The 25,157-nt window shown below is 34.7% G+C and carries 14 protein-coding genes; 1 reads left to right on the forward strand and 13 read right to left on the reverse strand.

All coding sequences use genetic code 11. The features are described 5' to 3' along the window. Positions 1-24: 24 nt before the first annotated feature. The 13 genes from ABID96_RS19095 to ABID96_RS19155 all read right to left on the reverse strand — a co-directional run bounded on the left by ABID96_RS19095 (position 25) and on the right by ABID96_RS19155 (position 24,019). Positions 25-4,134, reverse strand: a complete 4,110-nt coding sequence (locus ABID96_RS19095; protein WP_192603738.1) for an InlB B-repeat-containing protein — start codon at positions 4,132-4,134, stop codon at positions 25-27. Between the two features lie 324 nt (positions 4,135-4,458). Continuing rightward, the gene (locus tag ABID96_RS19100; protein WP_192603736.1) at positions 4,459-6,399 is read right to left on the reverse strand and encodes a BglG family transcription antiterminator; all 1,941 of its coding nucleotides are present in this window, start codon (positions 6,397-6,399) and stop codon (positions 4,459-4,461) included. 411 nt (positions 6,400-6,810) lie between these two features. Continuing rightward, positions 6,811-7,527, reverse strand: coding sequence for an SIS domain-containing protein (locus ABID96_RS19105; protein WP_088001832.1), 717 nt, complete (start codon positions 7,525-7,527; stop codon positions 6,811-6,813). A gap of 56 nt (positions 7,528-7,583) precedes the next feature. After that, positions 7,584-8,951, reverse strand: a complete 1,368-nt coding sequence (locus tag ABID96_RS19110; RefSeq protein ID WP_192603735.1) for a sugar phosphate nucleotidyltransferase — start codon at positions 8,949-8,951, stop codon at positions 7,584-7,586. 24 nt (positions 8,952-8,975) lie between these two features. Continuing rightward, positions 8,976-10,103 carry a MupG family TIM beta-alpha barrel fold protein gene (locus tag ABID96_RS19115; protein ID WP_192603734.1) on the reverse strand — a complete coding sequence of 376 codons (1,128 nt, stop codon included), beginning with the start codon at positions 10,101-10,103 and terminating at the stop codon, positions 8,976-8,978. Positions 10,104-10,125: 22 nt separating this feature from the next. Further along, positions 10,126-11,058 (reverse strand): N-acetylglucosamine kinase, encoded by a 933-nt coding sequence (locus tag ABID96_RS19120; protein WP_192603733.1) that lies wholly within the window; start codon positions 11,056-11,058, stop codon positions 10,126-10,128. 263 nt (positions 11,059-11,321) lie between these two features. Further along, positions 11,322-15,746, reverse strand: coding sequence for a pullulanase X25 domain-containing protein (locus tag ABID96_RS19125; protein ID WP_192603732.1), 4,425 nt, complete (start codon positions 15,744-15,746; stop codon positions 11,322-11,324). A gap of 420 nt (positions 15,747-16,166) precedes the next feature. Further along, a complete protein-coding gene (locus ABID96_RS19130) occupies positions 16,167-17,483 on the reverse strand; it encodes a glycosyltransferase family 2 protein (protein ID WP_192603731.1) in 1,317 nt (438 codons plus the stop codon). A 19-nt stretch (positions 17,484-17,502) separates the two neighbouring features. Continuing rightward, positions 17,503-18,231 carry a hypothetical protein gene (locus ABID96_RS19135; protein WP_192603730.1) on the reverse strand — a complete coding sequence of 243 codons (729 nt, stop codon included), beginning with the start codon at positions 18,229-18,231 and terminating at the stop codon, positions 17,503-17,505. 326 nt (positions 18,232-18,557) lie between these two features. After that, positions 18,558-20,234 (reverse strand): DUF2334 domain-containing protein, encoded by a 1,677-nt coding sequence (locus tag ABID96_RS19140; protein ID WP_192603729.1) that lies wholly within the window; start codon positions 20,232-20,234, stop codon positions 18,558-18,560. A 132-nt stretch (positions 20,235-20,366) separates the two neighbouring features. After that, a complete protein-coding gene (locus tag ABID96_RS19145) occupies positions 20,367-21,467 on the reverse strand; it encodes a glycosyl hydrolase family 8 (protein ID WP_192603728.1) in 1,101 nt (366 codons plus the stop codon). Between the two features lie 171 nt (positions 21,468-21,638). Continuing rightward, on the reverse strand, positions 21,639-23,012 hold the full coding sequence (gene rlmD / locus ABID96_RS19150; protein WP_192603727.1) for a 23S rRNA (uracil(1939)-C(5))-methyltransferase RlmD: 1,374 nt from the start codon (positions 23,010-23,012) through the stop codon (positions 21,639-21,641). A 122-nt stretch (positions 23,013-23,134) separates the two neighbouring features. Beyond that, positions 23,135-24,019, reverse strand: coding sequence for a diacylglycerol kinase (locus ABID96_RS19155; RefSeq protein ID WP_192603726.1), 885 nt, complete (start codon positions 24,017-24,019; stop codon positions 23,135-23,137). 316 nt (positions 24,020-24,335) lie between these two features. Here ABID96_RS19155 and ABID96_RS19160 point away from each other — a divergent pair, with 316 nt between their 5' ends. Beyond that, the gene (locus ABID96_RS19160; RefSeq protein WP_192603725.1) at positions 24,336-25,133 is read left to right on the forward strand and encodes a formate/nitrite transporter family protein; all 798 of its coding nucleotides are present in this window, start codon (positions 24,336-24,338) and stop codon (positions 25,131-25,133) included. The last annotated feature ends 24 nt before the right edge of the window (positions 25,134-25,157 follow it).

Raw genomic sequence — 25,157 nt, forward strand, 5'->3', positions numbered from 1 at the left:
TTCTCTACTAAAGTCTGCAATAAATTAAAGTTTGATTTTTACAACAGTTGTGTAGTTACTATAAACTTTAGCTTTCCCAACAACAGTGTAAGCACGAACCTTTAAGTAGTAAGTTTTACCTTTCACTAGTCCTGTAGCAGTCATTGTTCCAGATGTAGTTGTTTTTGTAGTTTTACTTGCGAAATTGCTTGATGTTGAACGAACAATTTCATAACCTGAAACTCCACTTACTTTTGACCAAGTTAACTTAGCTGAAGTAGAACTAGCTTTTGTAGCTTTTAAACTTCTTGGTGTAGCAACCGCCCATTTAGCATAAAGTGTTTTACTTTCTACTACTCTATCAGTTGCAAAGTTCCAAGCTGTTTTTAACGACTCATCTTGGTACCATCCAGCAAATACAAATCCTTTTCTCGTTGGATTAACTGGCTTTGCAATTACAGCATTGTAAGTTCCAGTTTTTGCATTAACTACCGTTCCACCATTTGAATTAAATGAAACTTTGTGTGTTGCATTCTTAGAAACAGTACGTTCAAACGTCATAACGTGGCTGTCTGTTTCAAATCTAGGCTCTCCATCAATTGTCATTGCAGAGTATACAACCGTTGCAGTGATTTTAGCTGGATTATTTGTTTTATACGTAACCTGTCCTGTTTTGCTATCGACAGCTACATCGTCTGGTGAAGCAGATTCGTAACTAATTTGTATATTTTTGTTTCCATCCGTATTTAATCCTTTTTCAACCATTGCATTTTTTAACCATGTAGGATATGCAAAAGAATTTTTGTCAAGTTGAGTAGGTGCAATTTGTTCTGCCGATTTCTTAGGGTCAACAACTTTGATTGTATATGTTATTTTAGTTGGAGTTCTAAAGAATCCATCAATCACATATGCAGTTACTGTAGTTGTTCCTGGTTTTAATGCAGTTGCATAAGCACCGTAGTACTCTCCATTCACACTTAAATCGGTTGGACTTACGTTTCCTTCATCTCCGTAAGTTGCGATATTTCTTAAGTCGATCACTTGAGATACATTTGCATCAGCATTGATTTGTGTAGGTAATCCATTATTATATCCTGCTTGATCCCAAGAATTCGTAGACCAAGAAACATTTCTAACATATCCCTTTGTTTTAGCATCTAATTTTACAGAGTCACCCACGTTAATCGTAAATGTATGAGTATCTGCATTATATTTAGCATGAGGATTCATAGATGCAATATTTGTTGGATAAGCTAAGCTTTCTGTACCTTTATTTACAGGTGCAGTAACTTTTGATCCTAAATTATCTACGTATTCAGCATCCTCAGGGTTTTGCGTAATCCAATAAGGCATCGAGATGACAGTTGAAGATTCCATCGTTAAACTGTTACCGGAGTCAATCGTTCTTCTATCCATCGTTCCGAAAATGTTGGTGTTATACTTAGACATCATCACTTCATCACGTGGAATTAATTGGTCAACCATAAGATTTGGTGCTACATGAGTTACATCATTTCTGTTTGCGGATAATACATCAAAATTCATGAAATTGTTAGGGATACGAGACATGTACCATTCTGAACCTTTAAGGTCAACTTGTGCATTTCCGATATTAATCCCTTTAGCTTTCAATGCACCTAGAGAAGCTGCGTAGAAAGTTGTCATGAATGGGTTTTTCTCTCTCTTTTCATTTGTCCACCATTGGTTCATGCCTTCTAAAATTTCGTCACCGTTAAACTGATCAGCATGGTGAGATAATGTGTAGTATGCTAGTGCTTCTTCTTCCTCATCAGAATAGTTCATGTATGATTCGTGAGTTACTCCACTTACACCGATATCATCACCGTTATGAGCAGCAATACCAAAGTATCTTGATAGATATTGTAAAGTCATATCAAGCATTGATTTTGAGTTATGAGTTTTTGGATATCTTACTTCAAAATCATTGTGTTCATTTGCCTTTTGTGACGCTTTTACGCCGTTCATTACTTTGTATTCGTTTGCAAAATCAAGTGGTTCAATTACATCAATGCCTTGTGCCTTAAGGATTGCTTTTTCTTCAGGAGTATACGCTCCCAAATCCCTTGCAACTACAAGTGCTTGTAACTGTAATTGAGCATTTAATGGACCATCCTCATAGTCTGCGTCTCTTCCCCATGCATCCTTATTACCATCAAGGTATTCAGGGTTTAAATTTGCCCATCTAGTTGGAGCATTTGGAACGTTTAATCCATTTCCACGAATAGTTCCTTCATTGAAACGAGTTTCAGTAGGATTCTCACCATTTACAGTCAATTGGAAATAGTTGTTTAGAACTAATGCATTAGTATGGTTAATCATATTATTTTTAATTAACGCAGCTAGTTCTGGATCCACGTCTTTGAAAGCTTTATATGCTAAATCAAGTGTAAAATAATGTCCTACTAATTCATCTGTAGAAGTTGTTGCTTTGTAGACAACTTTATCCGAGTCTAAAGCTTTTGTATCTGCATCAATACCTTCGTTTTGAGAAGCAAAAATTTCTGTTAAACGTGGAGGTACTGCAACTGTGTCATAAGCTTTAAGTGCAGCATTCGTTCCATTTTTGAAAGATCCTGGGACATTATAGTAAACTGTATTTCCATTTACATCTGTTGCTTGTCCTGCCTTCTTTTTAATCCATGCATTATCCCAAGTTTCAGCTTCTGGAAGTGTAGCGCCATTGTTACTTGTGTTAACTTTATACGATCTAGCAAAGAAGCCAGCTGAAGCAGGTTTTTTTGTATGATCTAATGTATACTTACCATTTTCATCAACGTAAACAGGCTTTCCTTCGTTCTCTGCAAGCCACGCTTTTGCTTCATCGATCGTTTTAACGTTACCACCATAAGAGTTAACAACATAGACATAGTCGTTTACATTGTTTTTAGATGTAACTTTTAATTGTGTTCCAGAAATATAACCGAGCGTTACAATTGATTCAACTGCACGAATAGCAGATGCTTTTGCATCCTGTGTTCTTGAATCAGATTCGCCAAAGTGCTCTTTCATGTAGTTATATCTCCAGATTTCACCAGAAGCATACATTGTCGTCCAAAGACCATCATTGTCTGTATCATAGTTTCCTCTAGCTGCATCTTTATCACCAGTCATAAGCGCCTTAATCATATCTTCTTGCGAATTGAATCTCATATTACCAGATTGGAACCCATATCTGTCTGTATAGTTTCTAGAAATTTCAGTTTGTAGTAATGCTTTACCCATTAAGGACATTTGCTTTCTAACAATATGTGTTGCATTTCCTTTTTCACCTAGAATCCAAAGTCCATTATTACCATCAGGCATAATATTGGTAATCACTTCTTTTGCATTAAATGAAGCAGCCGCACCACTATTATTTGTACCAGAACCTGAAGATTCACCTGTTTGAGGTATATATCTTCCACCCTGTAAATATTGAATTTGATCTGCCGGAGATAAGTTAGGATCGTATAGTGTAATAGCATCTGAAACGATTCCAGTAATTACGCCATGTGGCCTCTCATCACCCAAAAGAATTTTATCATTCGACTTGATTAAAGTATCTTTTGAAATCAACCATTTTACGCCATTTTCTCCATCTACATAACCAACATAGTTTTTAGAAGGAAACTTCTTCCCAGATGGAGCAGTCGGAATATTGTTTACTTGCCAATTTGTTGTAGCAAGTGCTTCTGGAATATTAGAATCTCCTGCATTGTAATAGTAAACTACCTTTTCAAGATTTGTAGTTTGTTGCGTTTCAACAACTGTAACCGTAACACTAACTGTTGCAGGCTTACCATCCTTGTCTACTCCAGTACCAGTGATTTTTGCTGAACCACCAGACACCCCTAATATCTTGCCGCTGTAATCACCTTTTTTATTACCAACTAGATCTACATATGCCACATATGGATCAGAAGTTGTCCATTTTACTGGCTTCGTTGTATCTAATCCAGCTGGCATTGCACGAGTAATTTGAGTCGTATTCATATATATACTTGTACCAGTTGATACAGGAGCTACTGTAAACGATTGAGTTGAAACCGATGGAGCCGCTTTTGCAACGATATCACTATAATTACTAGCAAACATTGATGCCGCCAGTACTGAAGCTGGAATTGCTCTACCAAAAAGCCATTTATTTCTTTTCATTTATCTTCCTCCAAAGTAATAGTTTTTTTAACTCAAGGTCAATGTGTGACAAGTAAACATAATCAAATCTGTGTACTTCCAAATCAATTTATTTTCCTTCTACCTCCCCCGTACTTAGTGAGATGCCTTTACAAGAAAAATGTTGACTCTGCTGAGTTACCAAAAATAATATGTTCATCATCCCTTACTTCCAATTCGTAATCGCTTACAATTTGATAAGAAAGGAACAAATGATATCGCATAATTTATTTTGTTCTGCGTAACTATCATTCAATTAAACTCAGAGATTCGTACTCAAGTTTTTAATCCATATACGACTATCAATTATGACCCGTATTGAAACAAAATTTTCGAAATTTCATACTGAAAATCGTTGAAATTAGTAGATTTTAAAACCTTCTGTTTCGCTTCTGGGTGATCCATTAAATGTAGGAATAATCGACTTAGCTCCTTGTGTAAAAACAATTCACCAGCACGTAAATTAATTAAAAATAAGATTTGTACTACTTTCCCATCGATCGTCGGCGGATTCTTAAAAATAACAACACTTATTGAATCTTGAATCGCAACCATCTTTAATGCATGTGGTGCTGCAATTCCGTTTTGAAGAATCGTCGATATTTTCTCTTCACGATCAACTACTAAAGCAGGATAGTCAGGCGTTGCAAACCCTAGTTCAACAACACTATTTGCTTTTTCTTTAATGAAAGCTTTATAGTCAAGAGACTCTTTGCTTTCTTCTATATAGAACAATTCTCGATGAAACAGAGATAAAAGTGTTGGTTCATTTTCCTTCACTCTATTCGCTGGGTACTTTGTCAGTGTCCGACGAATTCTCTGAACATCTGTTTCTGTTAAGATTGGTGCAACTTGTATATATGGAATTGAAAGATTGTCAAACTGAATGGAAATCGATGAAACTAGTAAATCGTATGAATCTAAATCAACAAATTGCAGTTCGCTATATACAACGACATCAATTGTTGCTCCCTGAAAAAGGGTTTCAAGTTTCATTTTCAATAATTCAGCCGAACCTGCTCCTAATCCATAGGATAATAGAATTTTTTTATAAGAACTTAATTGCTTTTGCTTTTCCCTTTCCATATGAGCTGCTAAGTGCATTGTAAGGTAGCCCATCTCATCACTAGAAAGCTCGAATCCCCATATTTCCTTGATCATTTCAGAAAAATTTAAAGCAATCATGAACACATCGGAATATCTACTGTAAACATCATCTATCAATGGATTTGTCAGTTTTAAATTGAAATATAACCTTCTTAACAAAGGGTACATATGCATGATCAGCGTATCCATAAGCTGCTGATCACCTGAAAACTGTGTCAAGAATGTTTGATCTAATTTTTCTAAACACTTCTTAAGTTTTTGATTCAAATCAATCTTTTCTGCTTCTTCAATTTCATCCACACTGGATTTACCACTTATATGTGCGGCTAGATAGATAATCTCACTCTCAGGTAATACCACATGATATAATTCAGAAAGAATTTCACAAATTCTCTTGGATATATTCATAAATGATGGCTTGATGAGAGAAACATCTAACTTCTTTTCTTGATTAGGCAAAATAAAATTATGTTGTGTTACTCGAAACGCGAGCACTTGAATATGCAATAAAATGTTCTCAAATGCAAAATAACTTAATTTCAATTGATTATTTTGTACTTCTTCTCTCAATACAGTTCTAATTTCTACAAAAGGAAATACTTTTTCAAAATTTTGATAATTCGACTTTTTCAACAACCCTGCTTCTTTTTGACTTAAGAAATATGAAAACGCCCTTCTAAAATTTGTTTCCTCACCTAGTAAACGGACACCGTAACGTGATTTTGTTTCTACTTTTAAATCAAAAATTCGAACTTGCTTTTCAACTTCAATCATATCGCTAAAAACAGTCGATCTGCTGATCATTAAGCTATCAGCAAACATATCAATGGTTTGAAACTCCGTCGTTTGAATCAGAAGCATAATGATATTATTCACACGAACACGAGGTAAATCTGGGGCTAAAGCTCCTTCAATTTCTTTCATATACGTTTGAAGCTGTTCTTGATTTACTACATGAAGTAAATAACCTTCACCACGTTTTTTCTGAATCTCAAATCCAGACTTTTCACCAATTACATTTAATTCTTTCAATTCATTTCGTAAAGTCCGATTTGAAATGGCGAATTCTAATTCCAGTTCATGTGATGTTAGTGATTTTCCTTTTTGATACAAATATTGTAAGATTAGATCTCTTCGCATACATTACCTCACCACTCTAGATGCCGCTCTAGTATCTTAAGTTTACTTTCCACTAAATTTATTTAACAGTTTGATTTTTTCCAATAAAGTTCGCAATTTCAAACAAACACGACTAGAACGTAAATTTAAACCTACGTATAAACTCCCAATGTCATAATACAACTTAAGCCCTATCAGAAATACAGGAACATTTTACTAATTCAAATTTCTGAAAACATAAGCATTTAATCACCCTTTTGAAAAATTTGAATTATCAGGTACTTTATCACCTTTTTGTTATAAGCATTTCTTCACAGCTTGTTCACGATTCCTAAAGAAAGGTTCATCTTTTCAAATCCTACCAACACAAAATAGCGTCCCATATGATCGGGACGCTCCATTTATTTTGTACATATTCAATCTTCGAATCAGTTATACACCATAATACTTCGCAAACAGTTCTTTATTCCATTCATCTCCACCATCAACATTAGAACTCTTAAACACTGGTGGCTTCAAGCCAGCTTGATGGTATTTTTTTGCTAATAAAATTGAAATCGTTTGAGCAACAAAAGCTCCCACGATCGTAGAAGTTGCTCCCATGCCTGTGTTTGCTTCTTCTACATAAAAAGCAGCATCCCCAGGTCCAGTACAACTATCAATGACTACATCACTAAAGTCGTAAAGATATTTCCCACTACTGTGTCTGGATTTTGAACCTACAGGATGATTTGGATTTGTAAAAGCAATAACCTTTGCGCCACATTCCTGAGCCATTTTTGCAAGTTCAACAGTCATTCCATTTCTACCTGAATTAGATGCAATCACAAGTATATCCTTTGAGTTAATTTTGTATAAATCAAAGATTACTTTTGCATATACTTCTACGCGTTCAATTACAGTACTTTTTAATGGATGGTCATGTAAAAAAAACTCATTCGGCAAAATTGGAGACACTTGGGCAAATCCACCCGCTCTTACATAAAATTCTTCTGCAAACATATGTGAATGACCTGAGCCAGTAACTAGGAAGCGACCTCCATTTTGAATGGCATCAAAAATACATGTGGCCGCTTCTTCCATTTTTTGAATCTGTGTCGTATACAGTTTTTCAAGATTTGCCGTCACATATTGATAGTAGTTCTCCATTGTACCATACCTTCTTTAATTGATTTTAGTACCTCATAAATATATATGGGGACAAATTACCACCCATACTTCTTTTCGCTCCATTTTTTAATAATCAAATCCTGTTTCACAAAAACTAGACTATTTTTTTCGATATCTTTATCAATGATTGCACCAGCACCAAGAACACTATAAGCACCAATCTTACAACCAGGCATAATGATCGTATTCACACCTGTTCTGCAATAGTCCCCAAGATAAGCAGCATTTGAAAAATGTAAAGGTACTTCTTTCCGTCCATTCACAACGTGCTCAGTTTCTCCATCATCAAATCGTAATGTTCCACAAACCGTTGCTGCTCCGATATCCGTATGAATGCCAATTGCACCATAAAACTCGCCATAATGGTAAAGATATACCTTATCCATCACCAAACCACCAAGGAATTCAGCACAATGGTCGAAAATACAATGTGAACCGATTGTTACACCACTATATATGATGCAATAATTACGTATGATTGTTTGGTCACCAATCACAGCATTACCATTAAAAATGGCTCCGTTATCAATGACAGTATTGTCTCCCACAATCAGATTACCGTGAACGACAACTCGGTCACCGATCCTGGAGTTCTTGCCTAATTTTACATGGCCATTAATGGTTGCAGCTTTTGAAATCGTTGCACCCTCTGCTAGTTGGTTCTCTTGTAAAGCATTGCAAAAATGATTTACCATAAATTCATTCGCTTCTAACATATGCCAAGGCTTATCGATGTCAAAGAAATAACCACTACATTCGATCGCATGCAATTTATCTTTCTCAAGTGATTTTAATAGGGCAGCTTCTATAAATCTCTCTTTTGGAGCACCTACTCCTACTTTTACATCTGGAAAATAATCTGGTGTTCTTTTCACTTCATCTAGAAGTAACTCGTCAAAAAGAAACCCTGCGAATTGATGGGTAATACTGTCCCCACGATAGTGCGCACCGATGGACTTAACGTACCCATTTTCCATACTCGCACCAATCCAGTTTCTTGAGGACTCTTTTAATTTTTTTAACAAAACAGCAGGTTTTTTGGCATTCACTAACTTCTCGAGATCCTTTTGTTCAATAATGGTATCCCCATAGAGAACGAGAAAGTCCTTCGTATTAGAAAGTTTTTCTGCCCCTAAAACCAGACTTTCTGCGCTTCCTAAATTTGTTTGATTAGTCACAAATTTAATATTTTCTATATCATATAATAGATTTTCTAATTCTCGTCGATGTTCTTCATTTACAACAACAACGGTTTCTTCTACTCCCATTGCCACAATGGATTCAATATTATAGCGGATTAATGACTTTCCCGCGATTTTTAATGTAGTTTTGGAGCGAACTTCGCTAAAAGGAAACATTTTACTCCCTTTACCTGCCGCAAGAATAATTGCTCTTTTTACCATTCCATCACCTCGAATATAAAAGTTTTACTTATATTCCACCAATCTAAATTTATTTTTACCTGCCAAAAGATAAGGTAATAAATCTATTGCAAAAGGATGAACAAAACCAATGACATTATGCTCAACCGATGGTCCTAAGTCTTTCAATGAGATTTGTACTTCACCCTCATATTGTGCACTGCGATTATTCAAAACAGAAATTGTATACTGATCTCTTGGTGCACAATAGCAAGGAGGCACATCTATTCCTCTTGTATCCGTCGCTCGAATTAGATTTGCGGGTTGATCAACTCTTGAAATAAGCACCTGCTCTTGAATTTTCAGTTTTGTTTGTTGAGGAACATACTGATTAAAAATAATAGGAATCTCTAAATAATCCTGTTTGTAACATCTTGCCATATCAGAAAGCTCCGAAAGATCCGCAAACGAGTCTCCAATTAGCACATCATTAAATCCATTTGCAAATAACTCTAACATGGCAATATGACTAGGCAAAAAGCGATGTTTTTCAATCGTACAGACCCCATGACCTAAGTGGTGTAGATCTTTAGGTGAAAGCTGAGATGCAATAAACCCTCCGACCGGTACACCATATGAACCAAACAAATTGTTAATCGGGCGAATGTCTTCTAAAGACAATGCTGTATCTGGTAGCGGAAAAAAATTGTGACAAGCTGTTAGCTGTCCAATGTTTCCCTCTTTTTCAATTGTTTCTAAAAATTCCCGACACTCACGTAAAGCGCTTCCATTTATATTATTAGAAGAAGACATCGAAGCATTTACTTCTATTTGAATCTCCTGCTGATTTTTTGAAAGTATGGCAACTTCTCCATTCGTAAACCCTCCATCAATACGGAGTCTTGTGATGCCCATCTTTTGTAAAGCTGTTAGATTACTCAATGTACAACCAAGCTCTTTAAACACTTCATCATTTATATCAGCTGACACAGACATACCGAGTTCTTTACAGTAATTAAGTATTTCATTCCAAGTGTTTGCACTTACATTCTGAGCACCTTCAAAACCGTGATTATTTAAAATCAGTGAAACAAATACTTTTTTAAAACCAAATGCATTTGCCTTTTCCAAGTAATTTTTGATTTGATCCAAAGGGTAAAAATTGGGATATACACTAATTCCTATTTCACGCATTCTAAGTCCCCATTTCTTACTACTAATTAGTATTTACTTGTATTTGTGCACCAATAATAATTGCACCAAATACTGGATCATGAAGTGGTGTAGCCATCTCTACCTGCGGTAAAACCACGCTTAATTTCTCTTTTAACATTCCGAAATAATTGGATGATTTAGTCAGCAAGCTACCTGCAACAGAGAGACGGAATGTTTCTGTCCCCATTTGTCGACTGATTCCTACTACTAAACGAACTAGTTTCTCTAGTTCTCCTTCAACAATCGTATTAGCAGCCTGATCCCCTTTTACCCATGCTTCTAGAATAATTGGCGTACATGAAGCGATCTTATCAACCGGAAGTGTATCTTCAACATATAATAAGTCCATAAAATCTTCTGGAGAAGTCAACTGAAAATGAGCAAGTAACTGATCTGTAAATGATGTAGGTGAAATCACTTTGTCATACTCTTGCATAACAGCTGCAATCGCAAGTCGACCAATTTGAAAACCGCTTCCTTCATCACTGATTAATCCGCCCCATCCACCTGAGCGCACAATTTTCCCATTAGCATGAACTCCCACAACAATAGAACCAGTTCCAGCAATCATCAAAGCATCTTTTCGATCTCCGTTACCACCAACAAGTGCAATTTCTGCATCATTCACCACTTCTAATCGGCAAGTGAATCCACTTTCTCTTAAAGCAGTCAAATAGATTTCAACATCTTTTGGTCGGTCGACACCTGCAGAACCAAGTACTAGAATCGCATCTTGCAGTCGCTCCCCAAAACACTTTATTAATTCCTCATAAACTTCACGAAATACTGGTCTCAGACCTTCAACGCCGATGTTATTATAATTCGACATCCCAAAATTTTGGTCAAAAAGCGTTTCTCCATCTAATCGTTCTTTGACCATTACTCTTGTTTTTGTTCCTCCGCCGTCCATTCCAATAATCAATCTATTATTCATGAGTTGATGCTTCACCCTTTCCTTAATCAATTATTTTTATCTCAATTGTTGCAATAATTGTATAGTAAACTATGGTCTTTTTCTAGGAGGATATTTTCTACATAATACGGAAAAAAACCACTTATTAAAAAGTGGTTTCTTCCAGCTCAGCCACATTCTCAAAATGTGAAGTGTGAGTGGCCCAAATGATTTTAAGAAATAATAGTTTACAAGAATAACCCTCAAAAAGGTCTACCGAACTCGGTAGACCTTCTTGTTTCTAATTATTTTGATTCGCTAATCGTTTTATTAATAACATCAATCACATAGTTTTTTGTATTTTTACTTATCGCTCCACCATCACCTTTAAAGATCGTGGATTTGGTAGTGTCAGTTGGTTCAATGTGTACTGGCACTAGTGTCTGACCTTCGTTTAGATTAAAAGATTGAGTGAAATTCATTTCATTATAGGCAGTTACTTTTTCCCCGTTGATGGTAAGGTTAGCTCCTTTAACACTATTCCCTTTGACAGTTAAAGTCGAACCATTCACATCAATTTGGCTAACGACAAGTGGCTTATCAATCCAGCGTAAAATTGTATCTTGGACAACCATTTTGTTGCCACCTTGGTTTGAAACAACTATTTTCATATCAGTTCCAGTCGCACCGTAACCATAGTAACTAATATCATCATCTGATGGATCAGATGGTGTATGGTCCGTTAATCCTTCATGATCCCATGTATTGTCTCTCGTATATTTATAGGTAATTTCAGTTCCTTCCTCAAGCTCTACTGTATATTCCCAGTCAGGTGTAACGGCACCATTTCGGCTCATTGACCAGGCACCTGTATTCCATCCGTTTAAGCTGTTTGGAATATTCACTTGTGAAGATAATGGAGTATCATCCGGTGCATGCACCTTAAAAGTGACTTGTACCATGACAATATCAGGTGTAACACTTACTGTATTCGAATCCACATAGTTCCCAGCTTGGTCAAATACACGGATTTTGTAGTTATATGCTGTACCGTTTGCCACTTGATAATCACGGAAGGTTGTAGTATCTCCGCTTACTGTAGTAAGTAGTTGGTCGTCACGATAAATGACAGATTTATATGGTTGATCTGGCTGTTTAAGGTTCCAGATTAAGTTAACCTGACCAGACTCTTTTATCGGAGTATCCAAAGTCACTTCTTTAGCAGGAGGAGTTGTATCCAATGTACTCCGTGAATAATTCACTTCTTCTGTTGCAGTATATATCCATGTTTTACCTAAATCAGGAGTAAAGGACATGCGGTATTCATATGTCCCTACTTCCAATGGTGTAAAGCTACCTTGAAACTCATTAGCCTGATTTTCCTGAGTCTGACCATTATATAGAGCTTGATATGTTGTCCAAGTTGTTTGGCCTTTCATTCTTACTTGAAGCTCAGCTGTGACTCCTTCAGCTGGGCCTACTTCAGTTGCACCCGACAAGTAAAAAACTGCTTTAACATTAGAATCAAGCGCTAAATTCAGCTCTCCATTAGATAAAGCCGTCAGATTGGTCGCGCTAGCATTTCCAACATTATAATGTGGCACGAGACCAGCCGAGACTACAGGTTCAGATTCGTTGCCATTAGAATCTACAGCAGTCACTGCAAAATAGTAGGTACGACCATTATTCAAACCTGAAATTTCAATATTTGCGCTAGTAGTGTCTTTCACTTTTGTCCATAATCCACCAGCAATATTGGATTGGTAGACATTGAATTTTGTTCCAATCCCTGTCCAGTTTAAAGTAATCTGCTTAGAACCTGCTGTACCTATTACCTGTTTAACTGACTGTGGTTGTTTTACTTCATTTTTTGATATTAACATTCTTCCAGATTCAGCAGGTACGGTCAATGACAACTTACCATCCTTTGCTGTGGCAACGTAATTTTTATCTAATTGGTCTTCTAAACGAATTCCATTCGCAATCAGCCTTTTTGTATCGACTTCAACAGTTTGTGTAGTTTTCCCTCTGTTAATGATAATAAGGGCCGATTTTGTTCCCTTTGTCCGAACGTATGCTAACACATCGTCTTTTGCATAAATGTGTTGAAGATCTCCATAGCTAAAAAGATCGGAATCTTTACTACGAATTTGACCAATCGTTTGATAGTGTTTAATCAAATCTTGGTTTTCTTTTCCCCAAGGATACGTACGACGATCATCTGGATCCTTTGATCCTGTTTGACCTGCTTCATCTCCATAATAAATTGTCGGCGCTCCAGGGTAGCCCATTTGAAGAATAGAAGCCAACTTCAATCGTTTCAAGCCTTCATTGTAATTATAGTTAGGATCCTGTTCAGCTCTGTTATAAGTATCTGTTCCATTGCCTAACAGGAATACAGCGCGTGCAGTGTCATGAGACCCCATTAAGTTCATGAGTGCATAAAACGCTTCCTTAGGATAATCCTCTTGAACAGCTTGGAGTGAGTTTCTTGCATTTTCTGCATTACCGTTTTTTAAATAATCCAAAATAGCGCCTCGGAAACGATAGTTCATTACGGAATCATATTGATCACCTAAGAAGTACTTGGAAGCATCATCCCAAATTTCTCCCAAAATAAGTGGTTTTTCATTTTTTTGAAGAGTATTTCCGGATCCTTCCATATTCTTGGATTTCATTTGTTTTCGAAATTCCTGCCAAAATGAACTGTCCACTTCATTCGCTACATCTAAACGCCAACCGGAAGAACCTTGATCAATCCATGATTTACCTACAGAGTCCTTATCATACATAATATAATTGGCCAAAGCGGTGTTGTTAAGCTCACTAGGGTGATCGACTTTTGAACCTTCTTTTGATTCAAATACTGGGAGACTGTCATAGCCCCACCAACCTTCATACTTATAATGGTCTCCAGTAGAAACACCGTTTACTTTTTCATTTGGCACTTTAACATTTTCGATATGGAACCAATTTTCAAAACCGTACGGGCTAAAGGATTGGCCTTCAGAAAGAAGTTGTTTTTTCGCTTTCTCTTTGGCAGCTGCTTCCAACAATTTTTCATCATTCATTAAATTATAAACACGAGACCAATATTCATATGCGCCCACTGTTTTATATTTATTATAGCGGTCAAAATAGATTGAATCGTCAGAGACGTGGTTAAAAACGCCATCCAAAATCAGATGCATGTTACGTTTCGATAACTCTTTTGAGAAATCCTTAAATTCTTTTTCTGAGCCAAACATCGGGTCCACTTCTTTGTAATCTGTTGCATCATATTTATGGTTAGATGGTGCAAGAGCAATCGGATTTATATAGAGTGTGTTGACTCCTAGTGATTGAAGGTAATCAAGTTTGTCCTTAATCCCAGCAATATCCCCTCCATAAAAATCATTACTATATTCCCCGTCTCCAGTATATGAACCAGATCCTTGTTCATTAGGATTATCTGGTAAACTTGACCAAGAAGCGGGATGTTCGATTTGCTGGTTACCGCGAGCTCCGACCTTATCCTTTACATGGTCATTTGCCTTGTTTCCGTTATAAAAGCGATCTGGAAAGATTTGATAGACTACAGCTTCTTTCATCCAATCTGGCGTTTGATATTCAGGGTCATAAACAGTCAATTGGAAAAGACTTGCATTTTTACTTTCTGCTTTTCCAGTATGGCCTTCTTGAGTGTCTTCGCCATATTCTGCCGTTGTATCTTGATCTCTGACAAAGAATTTATACCCATGAATACCTTTGTCCGTCGGAGTGAACATAGCCTCCCAGTACTCAAGATCACCTTTGCCATTTGAGTTTGACCAACCTACATTCTTCATAGCCAGGACCTTTGTTGTGCCTGAATTATAGTTTTTTACATAAAGGCTCGCGCTTGTTAAGTCACCTTTCTTAGCCGATATCCGGAAGGTGACAGGTGTCTCTGCAGGAACAGCGCCAAATGGGTTTCGGTATACTTGGTCCCATGAATCATGATAGAGAGCATTCTGGTCGATCATGCCATCAGACCCTGTTGGTTTATAATCTGTATAAACTTCTTTTGTTTGATTATTATAGAAAAATGTAATAGTAGTTTCAGAGAGTACATTTAACTTCATATTAGAAGTAGGGTAGGACTCAGTCCAATCCTTGCCCAATACAATCTTGTATTCGTAAGTGCCACTTGGCACCTTTGTTGTGAAGGAATAAATATTTTTAAAATTATCATCGTTTAAAAAGGCTGTTGAGTCCGCTGGGCTCCAAGCCGATCCTGCATTAATTGCAGGTTGGATCGTTCCAACAAGACGAGGTTGTTTTTCTTCTGATAAAGGGGTGTAATGAGTACTGTCAGTAATTGAATGAGTGCTATCATTATAGTAGAAAGTGACATCTTTTTGTTCGGGCAGTATTAGTTTAATGTTGTTACCACCTGGATTTCCGCCTTCACCGTAATTTTCTGACCAGTTCCCACCAATGGCAATTTTATACTCATATTCACCGGCCGGCAAAGTACTAGTAAATGTATAGAGCCCATTACCTTTGTACACCATTTCAGTTTTGGCCGAAGATGGGTCCCAATCGCCTGGATTTCCTAACAATTTTTGAAAGCTTCCAACAAGTACAACTTGCCTAGCCGTCGTTTCTGTTGCTTTTGCAGTTCCAATTGTAAAAAGTCCCGGAAACATCTGGAGAACTAATCCGAAAATAATGACAATCGATAATAATGTTCTCTGTTTTCTCCTCATGAAAAAACCCCTTTCCTCTTTCTAAATTAGGAAAACGCTTATACAAAAGTTGCACCAAAAATATGTATGTAAGTAATGTCTGTTTTTTGGCAAGCGTTTGCATAACTTGTTTTCAGACTAATTATAACTTTTTATCAACTCAAATCAATAGGAAATCAGTTATAAATTCTAAATTTTCTGAAATTAAAACTATTTATTGACGGATTCAATTAAACTAGAAACAAATGTTTATTATTAGATAGTTGGAATAAAATTATATTTTCCTTAAATAGATCGTGGTTCCTTTTTGCAAAGCCTTGCTATAAGAAAATGAAAAGGCAACTCCCTAAAATATAGTTAGTTGCCTTCTTTTCAGATTTGTTGTGCTACGTACTCCACATGCGTATCTGCTCTACTAAAAAAATTATATAATTATATTGTTCACTTTTGGGTTTTGAAACGTGTTGTCTTATCCCAACCAATTGTTTTATTGTTAATTCTCGCTTTAATATATAATAATAAGCTTCTTACAAATAAATAAGTAAATAACTGCGCATAGGTAAAATACATGATCAAAGCGCTAAGTATATTAATTGGTTTATTTGTTTCTTCCGATATTTGAGCACTAAATAATTGGCATGTATAAACTGTATAGGCAACATACCACATAAATAATAATGGTAGGGAGTATTCAATTTTCATGAATCCGAATAGTCCTAAAATAAACCATCCGTATGACAATACTAAGAATACCCAAAAAACTACATAAACCAATAATTGATGTAATGAATGTACGATTAATTTCCCCGTCCAATAACTAGGCGTAGAAAAGACCTTTTCAAGTATATATAGATTCCCTTGTAACCAGCGTGTACGTTGTTTAATGTAAACTCCTAATGTTTCAGGTTCTTGTTCCCAAGTTACAGATTGGGGTACTATTGGCAATAAATAACCACTCTGTGTTATTCGTAAGGTTAGCTCTGCATCCTCTGCAATTGCGTATACATCATATCCACCAAGTTGTTCAATGACTGATCTTTTTACTAACATATTAGTACCTGTAAGAGAACCAGTTTTAAAAAGTAGCCATCTGCCAGATTGCATTAATAATTGAAATACTTGAAATTCGATAGAAATCATTCTAGTAAGCCAATTTTTTTGTTCATTCATTGTTTTTACATATCCAACTGCTCCAGCAGCATCTTTTGTATTTATCGCAGCCTCAACCAATAATGTTAAAGCACCAGGTTCGGGCTGATTGTCTGCATCGTAAATACAAAAATATTCCCCATCTGATATACTCAATCCATAATTTAATACACGAGATTTCCCCTTAGGTTCCCCTGGGGGCACCTTAATATGTTTAATATGATAGTAGGCTTTGTCGAACTCTTCTGCAATTTCACCAGTCTCATCACTTGAATTATCGTTTAATAGATAGACAGTTAATTTTCCCTGATAATTTATCTTTGCCATTGCAGATAAAGTATCTTTTATGACAACACCCTCATTATGAGCAGGAATCAAAATATCAACACTAGGATATTGAGTTATTTCCTGATTTCTGTTAATTTGAAATTTCTTTGAATTAGACCTATAAATTAAACCAGCTATTGTCAATACAGAGTAATATATTAATAAAATAATAAACAAAAAAGAAGAAATTAAAAGCATTGTCTTAACTCCGACAAGATGAACAACGATAAAAGTAGAAAAGCAAAGTGCTAAAAAACCAATAATTAAAATCAAAGTACTCATAGGGATAGCACCTCGCTTTCTATATTTTGACTGACTCAATCAATAACTGGTCATAAATTTTTTCATCGATCTTTTCAGTAAAATTCGAAAAGAATCGATTTTTCACTATATTTAAGCCTTCTTCGTTCGTATTTTGAATTAAGATTTTAATATTATTAGATGAAAACTGTCCAACTAAATCAAATTGATTTCGAACTGATTTTATAGCAGAAATAGAAATATCAAGTAAAATACTTTCAGAAATATTACTATTAACTTTTGAAAGATCAATGGAGATTAAATACCCAGTTTCATTTCTTCGTTGCATTGAATTTTTAATAATTTGTGCACGATTTTCAAATTCACTTTGAGTTAGTAATTTAGTATTTCCTATAAACTTTTCCAGCTCACTCATTTTATTGGTAAGTTCTATATTTTCATTAACAATATCTTTCAAATGATAACTTGATATATAGAGTAGGAATAAAACAGTCATAGTCGTAAAGTGTAGTAAAATTTGTTTACCTTGTTCAGCCGGTGACCAATGTTCTATAAATGCTAAAAATAAAAAATAAAAGATTGTAGCTAAGGTAATGACTACAAAATAAATAAAAGAAATACGTTTTGTTGATAAGCTATATATGATAGCACTTAAAATGATTACTGAAGTAAAAATAATTGTTTGAGCAGTAGTAGTAAATTGTATAAATACTATAAATATAATTACTTGTAGTAACCAAAATAAAGAAGACTTTTGGTATTTTTTCATATCAATCCCTCCTAACAAATTAACCTCATAATTCCAGAATTAGAAGTCACAAAATTCAACTATACAATAACTCTTCAAATAACTGGAAATTTTTAAAATATAAGACTTCAACAAAATAACGGTACTATCTAACTATTTTTTTGAAAAAATTCATTTTCATAATACCCCTTTATACCTAAACAATTTATACACCTTATATATATATCGTCATATAAAGCAAAATTTCTACTTATAAATGCCGAATTTGCATCAACTTAAACAAAAAGAACAACACTTCTAAAAGTGTTGTCTATTATTCGGTCCATATTTTACCGTAGAAAAACGTCCTAATCAATCGATGTAGTTTTTTTCCTCATTTTTTTTGATATGGTTTTATAAACTATTAAACATAGTAGTAATAAAAAGACACCAATCCATATTACTATTTTTTTCAATATATAATTTCGTTCATAATCACTTGAAATAAATGTTTTTTTTACTATAACTTTCCCGTGGGATGAAGTCAAAGTAATTTTAGGAATGGATACATGGTTCTCAGAGTTTTTTAAGTCCAACCATTCAGCATTAGGAACAGACTCCATAATATTAACAAGTTTTTTAAGGTTGCTTATTCCCAAATATGGATGGTAGTAACCTGAAATATAGGCATCTGAGAATTCTTTGTTATATAGAACTGTACTTCTAATATTATTTATAGAATTTTTATCTCCGTCTAAAACATATCCAACTGTCTCAGGCAATAGTTTCATGCCATAAAGAAAATGGGGTGTGGAATCATAAATTGGCGCATAGACTCCCTCCCACGTTTGATCGGTAAGTTGGACTTGGCCAATATAAGTTGAAAAATGTTTAGACAGTATTTTATACCCCATTTGTGACATAGAATAATGTGGAGCTTCAAAAGCAAGGGGATATAATTTATGTGCTACAAGCTCTTGAACACCACTTTGGATTGCTTCGGTAATATACTTTTTTTCATAGGCTTTTCCCTTGATTAAATAGCTTTGGTATTTCTGTTCAGTGCTAAAGTCATCTCTCACCTTTGCTAATTGACTCTGCTCCTGCATAATCGGTCTATTTTGTTTTACGTCCCAAAATTCAAAACCCTCACCAGTTTCTTCATTACTGTATTGATGCCTGTAGCCGTGCAAGATTATCGTTGCTCCATTGTTTTGCATATACTGTAAAGTTTTTACTAACTGCGGTGAATCGGAAAGGTGTACCTCTTCACCTGTTTTAGGGTTTAAATATACAGGTATAAGTGAAATCATGTAAGGGATCTGCTTATTTTTTAAATATTTTGCGATTTTCATGAGAACTTTGTAATCAGCTTTTGGATTTACATCCTCTAACCGTAAATACTTATGAAGTTGCTTCTCAGACGGTTGGTTAAAAAAGGAAAACAAAATTTCTCCAAGAGCCTTACCTATCGGATTAAATAAAGATTCAGCTCCTAAGTAGTAGGACTGATTCTTTTTTACCAACAGTGGGATATTCCCCCCCTCTATTTTCCTTCCTAGAAGTAAAATTTCAGCAGAGGTGTCAGGATTTATATTCACTATGATTCGATCCTCTGAGCATGGCATTTCTAAATGATTAGAAAGTAATGTAACAGAATTAATGAGCGTTTCACCATTTGTTTTAATAAAATTAAAGCGTTTGGAAGATTGTTCGATACTTCCTCCAATTATAAATACAGAACCTTTAAAATCATCAACAAATGATCCTACTTCGGGAGATAATTTTTTAGCAGTCAGATTGATATAAAATATGTAATTGAATGTACTTTTGTTAATGGTATCTAGTTTACTGTCTTCAATAATAGTAATGTTATTTGAAAAGTGACCTAATAAACTATCTAAAATTCTAACTTGTACAGTATCTTTGGGTTCATCTTTAGAGTATATAATTAATATATGTTTATTCTTGGGAGCTTCTGCGTTTACTATATTTAAATCTGATATACATAGTACAAAAACTAATAAATATATTAATTTTTTCACTTCTTTTTCCCCATCCTATCGATTCTCTTTCTAGTAATTCATTACATTTTTTATCTACATTTCACTGATTATAATAATCGTATTTACTATTTAGATAAAAAAAGGGGGGCGATTTCGTCTCCCCTCATTTTATCAGTATATAGTTTTCAATTCTTGTTTGGCAAGTAATGGAAAAAGATTATCAAAAATATGAGTGTTATACCCACTTTTTGTTTTTATAACATATCCACCATAATAAGGACTTTTTTTATCCGTTATTTCAAATTTTCTCATTCGCTGATAGACACTTTTTGCAAATTTTTGATCATTCATTTGTAATGCATAAAGAATCAGCATACCGTAAACAGCATTCGATTCATATTTAACTAACGGTCGCCGAGTAGCTCTGTCATATTGACCGAAGAGCATTTTATTTTTGATAAACTGTTCTTTTGTAAATGAGTAAAAAGAAGTTGAGTCTTTACCAGCCAATTTTAGAAAATAAGCAATATAAAGCTGCTCAATCATATTTACACGAGATTCGTTTTGATATGTTTTGGTAATAACATTGTAATTTTCTGAAAAAAACACTCCGTCATTTGGCGTATTTTTTAATAATGAATTCATGAGATTATACGTCTCAGAATCAATAAGGTTGTATTTTGACATATAATTTAGTGCAGTTGGGTCAACAAAAAATATACTTACTTTGTCGCTGCTTTTTTTATACTGTTCATCATAGAAATTTACTATATAACCATTATTTTTGTTATAAGTATTTATCGCATTGCATATGTTTTTGGCAGTTGTAATATACTTTTGAATATTCCATTTTTCTCCAGCTTTAAACAATGCATCTGCAATTCGCCAATCATCAACTAAAGCATTGGTTGTCACATTAGTGGTACCATCCTTTTCAAGTTTCCAATAAACAATTCCTGTTTCTTCCGAGATAAAATATTTATTTAGAGACTGATAGTAGGTTTCGAAAGTTTTACGGTCATTCTTTTGGACTAGATAAGTTAATTGTAAACCAATCGATTCAGAAAGTGCTTCTCTTCCAGCAGCAAGAGTTGGATTGGTTGAAGCCTCATCCTTTAAATAAGTAGCTAAAATACCATTTTTATTTACCATATTTGAACTAATAAATTTCTCTGTAGCCAATGTTACGTTTGATGATACGTATGTTTGTTTAGAGCAAGAGGCTTGTATATAAAAATTTGAAATTAATAGTATTACAAAAACTTTTTTCAAAGAAATCCTCCTAAATCATTCTAAATCCAAAAGTATCTGCGGTATAATACAAAACCCCTTTGTTAAAGAAAAAGGGTACAAAGCAGTAATATGGAAATATTAGGATCAGTGACCTAACAATCAACTTTTGTCACTATACTAACCTAAAACATTTTGTGCCACATCGAAATTCTATTTCAAAATTAACAGCGCACAACACTCTACATGACTAGTATGCGGAAACATATCCACCGGTTGAATCTGAACTGTTTCATATCCACCATCTTCTAATACACGTAAATCGCGTGCCAGTGTCGAAGGGTTACATGATACATAAACGACTTTACCTGGTTTCATATCAATAATTGTATTTAATAGCGCTTCGTCGCAACCTTTTCTAGGAGGATCGACTACTAGGACTTCCGCTTTAATGCCATGCTTATACCAATTTGGAATGACCTCTTCAGCTTTGCCAACTTCAAATTCCACATTTGTCATCTGATTAATTGTGGCGTTTCTTTTTGCATCTTCTATTGCTTCTGGAACAATTTCAACTCCGTAGACCTTTTTGGCTTTTTGAGCTAAAAATAACGATATCGAACCAATACCGCAGTAAGCGTCAATCACGGTTTCATTTCCATTTAAGTTTGCATACTCAAGGGCTTTGTCATAAAGCACTTTTGTTTGAGTTGGATTCACTTGATAAAAAGATCTAGCGGAAATTTCAAACGTTATATCACCGATTTTATCTTTTATTGTTTCACTTCCAAATAAAACAAACGTTTGATTTCCTAGAATGACATTTGTTTTCTCGTTATTTACATTTTGAATAATACTCGTAATGTTAGGATATTTCGCAACAATTTTTGAAACAAGCTCTTCCTTCTGAGGAAAATTAACTTTATTTGTTACTAATACTAACATTGATTCATTTGTAAAATGACCATAACGAGCCATAATATGGCGTAACATTCCTTTATGAGATAGTTCATTATAAGGCTCAATCTTTAATTCATCACATATGTCTTTTACATCTTGAATCATTTCGTCATTTTCTTTTCCTTGAATAAAACATTCATTCATCGGAATGATTTCGTGGCTTCTTTTTTGGTAAAACCCTACAACTAGTCCACCTTCAAGCTCACCGACAGGTACTTGCGCTTTATTACGGTAACTCCAAGGATTCTCCATACCTAGTACCGGATGAATAACGACATCTTCAAGCTTTCCAATACGCTTCATCACTTCTGTTACTTGTTTATATTTTGCATCGAGTTGTCCTTCATAACTCATGTGCTGAGTTTGACAACCCCCACATTGGTTATAAATTGAACAAACAGGCTCAACTCTTACAGGACTTTGGTTTTGTAATTCAACTATTTTTCCAAAGCCATATCCTTTACTTGTTTTGATGACCTTGATTGTTGCTTTTTCACCTGGAAGAGCATTTGGTACAAATATTGGATAACCTTCTACCTTAGCTACTCCATGCCCTTCATGAGTTAAATCAATAAATTCAACGTCAAGAAATTGATTTTTTTCTACAGGTAACACTCTTTTCGACAAGTCCCTTACCTACCTTTCAAATACTTATTCATTCAATTACTTATTCAAATAACTATTATACAAAACAAATAACCACGAGACTACCGTGGTTATTTTTACTAATATTTACTATTTATTGCTTGTTATGGTACGTAAATCTCTAAGTGATTATACAACATATCGACCGTACATGGTGTATCTCCACCATATTCACCATCAATATTTAGAAGTAATTTATCATCTGAAGTAAATTTCAAGTGACTAGCTCTAGTGTATAGCACATGATCGTTGTGTACATGCTGTCCACGTAATAACTGTGCACAAACTCGAATGATTTCAGCTATATTCGATTTCTTTAATACAAGTAAGTCAAATTGACCATCATTAATACTTGCTTCTGGAGCAATTTTTTCAAAACCACCTACAGAGTTTGTGTTTGATAATAAAAATAAGAAGGCTTCTTCATCAAATACTTTTCCATCATACTCAATTCTCAAACGAGTAGGCTTTACTCTTGGAAGCATTTCAATACCTTTTAAATAATAAGCTAGTTGCCCAAGAACCGTCTTTAGCTTACTAGGTACTTCATAAGTTAGTTCTGTTATTTTACCTGCAGCTAGAATGTTAACAAAATATTTATCATTAACTCTTCCTATGTCTAACGGAACTGTATTACCTTTCGTTATTACATCTGCTGCTTCCATAATTGAAACATTTACACCGATTGCTCTAGCAAAATCATTTGTTGTCCCAACTGGGATTAGTCCTAGCTTTGGTCGATACTCTTGTTCTGCCAAACCACTAATGACTTCATTTAGTGTTCCATCCCCACCACAGGCTACTACTAGATCAAATTTTCGCTCACATGCTTCTCGTGCTGCAATTGTCGCATCCCCTGCACCTGTTGTTGCGTGGCAAGAAGTTTCATATCCAGCCTGTTCGAATTTTTGTAACACTTCAGGAAGCTTTTTCTTAAAAATTTCACGACCAGAAGTAGGGTTGTAGATAATTCTTGCTCGCTTCATCATTAACCATCCTACTTTTTTATTTAAGTCCTCTACCCTCTATCGTAACCTAAAACGTTTTTGTAGTAAACTTTTTCCATTTCTCTAACTATTTTTACCTTTCTAAACTCTATTCAAACACTAAAAGATTTTAGATTTTTTCAAAGTATTTTTTGTTTTTTCCTTTGACCAAGAAGGAAAATATAACTGTTTTGGAAGCATCGAATAAAGTTAATCGTTTTCATTGATATATTTTATATGATTTTGAACAACTTAATACTAACATGTGTAATTTTTAATATTGTAAAACCAAATAATATAAAAGGAACGGTATGGATTATTGGAAAATCGCTCATTAGAACAGGTTGAATATTTAGCAGCCAAAAAATTAGCTGTATTTAGGAATAGTGTGATCAGATATCTGATGAGAGCTAGTATGGCAAGCATGTTTATTGGATTTGGTGTTATAGTAGCTTTTAAATCAGGTAACTTTTTTTATGTTGTTCATTCCCCATTCGCATATCCCATGGCTGCATTTACATTTGGTGTTGCAATTCTTTTAATAGCCTATGGTGGTGGAGACCTTTTTACTGGCAATACTTTTTATTTTACGTATTCTGCAATTAGAAAAAAGATGAAGTGGTCTGAAGTGTTTTTATTATGGTTGCTGTCCTATTTAGGTAATATTATAGGAGCTACTTGCTTTGCATTATTAATTTATCTAACCGGGCTATATAATGATGCTAGCGTTAACAGTTATTTGCTTAGTGTTGTAGAAAAAAAGATGCACGTTCCAACTAGCCAACTATTTTTTAGAGGTATCTTGTGTAATTGGTTAGTTTGTTTAGCATTTTTTATTCCTATGACCTTAAAAGAAGACATTTCAAAAATAATGACAATGCTACTTCTTGTATTTTGTTTCTTCATTTCCGGTTATGAGCATAGTATTGCAAATATGTGTACGTTTGCGATTGCTCTAGTCATTGATCATCCAGAGACAATTTCATTTAATGGTGTAATCCATAACCTCATACCAGTAACAATAGGTAATATTATTGGTGGCAGTATTTTAATGGGAGCCTTTTATTTCTATATTAATAAACCCTTTTTAGATCAAAATGATCTAAATTCAAAATAAAAACTACGAGTTTTCACTCGTAGT

It is taken from the genome of Gottfriedia sp. OAE603, assembly GCF_040543965.1.
GTDB lineage: Bacteria > Bacillota > Bacilli > Bacillales > Bacillaceae_G > Gottfriedia > Gottfriedia solisilvae.

Coding starts and splice junctions, on each gene's coding strand:
- ABID96_RS19095 (WP_192603738.1), bottom strand. CDS start 4,134: ATGAAAAGAAATAAATGGCTTTTTGGTAGAGCAATTCCAGCTTCAGTA.
- ABID96_RS19100 (WP_192603736.1), bottom strand. CDS start 6,399: ATGCGAAGAGATCTAATCTTACAATATTTGTATCAAAAAGGAAAATCA.
- ABID96_RS19105 (WP_088001832.1), bottom strand. CDS start 7,527: ATGGAGAACTACTATCAATATGTGACGGCAAATCTTGAAAAACTGTAT.
- ABID96_RS19110 (WP_192603735.1), bottom strand. CDS start 8,951: ATGGTAAAAAGAGCAATTATTCTTGCGGCAGGTAAAGGGAGTAAAATG.
- ABID96_RS19115 (WP_192603734.1), bottom strand. CDS start 10,103: ATGCGTGAAATAGGAATTAGTGTATATCCCAATTTTTACCCTTTGGAT.
- ABID96_RS19120 (WP_192603733.1), bottom strand. CDS start 11,058: ATGAATAATAGATTGATTATTGGAATGGACGGCGGAGGAACAAAAACA.
- ABID96_RS19125 (WP_192603732.1), bottom strand. CDS start 15,746: ATGAGGAGAAAACAGAGAACATTATTATCGATTGTCATTATTTTCGGA.
- ABID96_RS19130 (WP_192603731.1), bottom strand. CDS start 17,483: ATGAGTACTTTGATTTTAATTATTGGTTTTTTAGCACTTTGCTTTTCT.
- ABID96_RS19135 (WP_192603730.1), bottom strand. CDS start 18,231: ATGAAAAAATACCAAAAGTCTTCTTTATTTTGGTTACTACAAGTAATT.
- ABID96_RS19155 (WP_192603726.1), bottom strand. CDS start 24,019: ATGATGAAGCGAGCAAGAATTATCTACAACCCTACTTCTGGTCGTGAA.